The organism is Prevotella vespertina (assembly GCF_009728485.1).
GTDB lineage: Bacteria > Bacteroidota > Bacteroidia > Bacteroidales > Bacteroidaceae > Prevotella > Prevotella vespertina.
This window is the reverse complement of record NZ_VVIQ01000023.1, coordinates 1-2,419: the sequence shown is the minus strand read 5'-3', so window position 1 is coordinate 2,419 and position 2,419 is coordinate 1. Positions and strand designations below refer to the sequence as shown.

General features: G+C 29.6%; 2 protein-coding genes and 1 pseudogene. All 3 read left to right on the top strand.

Going from position 1 to position 2,419, the window contains the following annotated elements; genetic code table 11:
* Positions 1-12 precede the first annotated feature (12 nt).
* Positions 13-198 (top strand): annotated as a pseudogene (locus F0475_RS11910) (hypothetical protein); the annotation flags it as partial.
* The gene (locus F0475_RS11685; RefSeq protein WP_155716770.1) at positions 180-1,706 is read left to right on the top strand and encodes an oligosaccharide flippase family protein; all 1,527 of its coding nucleotides are present in this window, start codon (positions 180-182) and stop codon (positions 1,704-1,706) included. The pseudogene F0475_RS11910 and the gene F0475_RS11685, both read left to right, overlap by 19 nt.
* Positions 1,693-2,340, top strand: a complete 648-nt coding sequence (locus tag F0475_RS11680; protein ID WP_155716769.1) for an acyltransferase family protein — start codon at positions 1,693-1,695, stop codon at positions 2,338-2,340. Before F0475_RS11685 ends, F0475_RS11680 begins: the two co-directional genes overlap by 14 nt.
* The last annotated feature ends 79 nt before the right edge of the window (positions 2,341-2,419 follow it).

Genomic DNA, 2,419 nt, shown 5'->3' with positions numbered 1-2,419 from the left:
ATTGTGGGGTAAGGGGATATTGTAGGCAGAAGTGGGTGCTTCAAGTTCAAATTATCTGCAAATTCAGTAATGAGAGGACGTGTAAACGCAATAAGAACCTTCAAGGGCTTAGTTGCGGATTTGAGGTACCTTAAAAGAATACCAACTTTCTCTCTCCAGAATATTATCACTATAATTTTATGTCATCCAATAAAGTAATTGTAAAAAATGCCAGTATGCTTTATATGCGCATGTTTATTAGCATGGCAATAAGTTTTTACACTTCTCGTATTGTTTTGCAGGCATTGGGCGTATCAGATTATGGTATTTATAATTTAGTTGGGGGTATAGTAGTTTTAGCAAATATGTTGACTTCTTCTCTTAGTGGAGCTACAAGTCGATATATTACATATAGCTTAGGTGAGAAGGATTTTGAGAAAACCAGAAGAACTTTCTCTACAGCTTTGATGATTCATGTAGGATTAGCAGGATTATTTATTTTTGTTGCTGAAACAGTTGGGTTATGGTTTGTTAATACTCAATTAGTTATAAGTCCAGATAGAATGCTTGCTGCGAACTGGGTATACCAATCAGCTATAATTTCTACAGCTTTAGGCATAACACAAGTTCCGTATAATTCTCTGATAACCTCACATGAACGGTTTGGGGTATTTGCAGTTATAGAAATATTGAGTTCTTGTTTGAAACTTATAATAGCTTTTATAATACTTTATAGTATGCTTGATCATCTTATTTTGTATAGCATACTATATATGGTTATATCTGTTTGTATTATAGTCTTTTATCGCATTTATTGTTTAAGGAATTTCTCTGAGAGTCGATTTATTAGAATATTAGATAGAGATTTATTACCGAAGTTGCTAAAATTCTCAGGATGGACTCTGTTAGGAAATGTGTCGTTAACAGTTTTACAACAAGGTGTTAATATTATTGTTAATCTTTTCTTTGGCACAATCATAAATGCTGCTGTTGGAATTGCTACTCAAGTTCAGGGGATGCTATATTCCTTTATTGGAAACATAACTACGGCATTTACTCCGCAAATTATAAAAGGCTATGTAGAATCTGACTATAAGCGCATGAATTATTTAATTACAATAGGCGGTAAATTTTCTTCTATTTGTATTCTACTTATATCTATCCCAATTATTATAAAGATGGATTTTTTAATGGGATTATGGTTAAAAGAAATTCCAACAGGTGCTATTGTGATATGTCAGATTTTATTGATTAAAAACTTCTTTAATAGCTTTAATCCTTTAATATATACTGCAATTACAGCAACAGGGAATATAAAGAATGCAAATTTCTTCTGTGGTTTAGAGTATTTGTTATCTGTAGGAATAACTTATCTTATTGTTTTTTGGACACATTCTTATATATATGCTTTCATATTTAACCTTATAACATCCTTGATTGCATGTGGTATTTATTTATGGGCATTAAAGCATGAGATAAGTAGTATCTCTGTTTATGACTATGTTGTGCATACTATTTTAGCTGTAACATTATTGGGATGTGTATCTTTTGGGACAGCGTTTTTTACTGAAAGACTTATTCAAAGTGATATTTGGTCTTTTTTTGCAATTTCTTTTATTTCAACTACATTGATAATAATATTATCTTTTTATTTTGTATTAGATAGTAATTCGCGTAGTTTTATTGTTTTAAAAGTTAATTCTTATTTACATTATGGGCATAAGTAAAAAAACAAGAGATTCTAATTTTGAACTTTTAAGAATTATATTGATGTTGTTTATTGTAATGCATCATATAATTTCATCGGTAATTGCCCCAGGATTTAGCAGTAAAGGTTTTGCTTGTATTGACGTTATATTTCATACAGCAGTTATTGTTTTTGTTTTAATTTCAGGTTACTTTGGTATTAATCTACGAATAAAAGCGCTTTTAAGTTTAATATTACAAGTAACATTTTATTCTTTATTGTTAACTTTGCTAGGTGTTTATGTGTTTAGACTTGGTTCTCCAATAGATATTATTAAAAGTTTGTTACCTGTAAGTGGTAATTATTATTGGTTTATAACTGTATATGTTGAGTTACTTTTATTAAGTCCATTTGTAAACAAATTACTTGTTCACCTGTCAAACCAACAATATAAATCATTGATTGTTATTTTAGCATTTTTGATATTTTGGTTTGGATTGCTAAGAAAGACCAATATTTCTATTGATGGTAAGAATATAGTATATTTTATTTTTATATATATAGTTGGTGGAGGTATTCGTAGAATCTCTTTATTAGATGAGAAAAGTAAGTTTCTTACTAATCGATCCTTAATTCCGCAACACTATTATAAATTAAACTTTTTAAGTACCTGAGCAACAAAAAGTTGCTCAGGATTTTGCCATGTCAGAATTTTCACTTATCTTAGTGTTGCAAAAAAAAACAAGAGAATCC

Coding starts and splice junctions, on each gene's coding strand:
- F0475_RS11685 (WP_155716770.1), top strand. CDS start 180: ATGTCATCCAATAAAGTAATTGTAAAAAATGCCAGTATGCTTTATATG.
- F0475_RS11680 (WP_155716769.1), top strand. CDS start 1,693: ATGGGCATAAGTAAAAAAACAAGAGATTCTAATTTTGAACTTTTAAGA.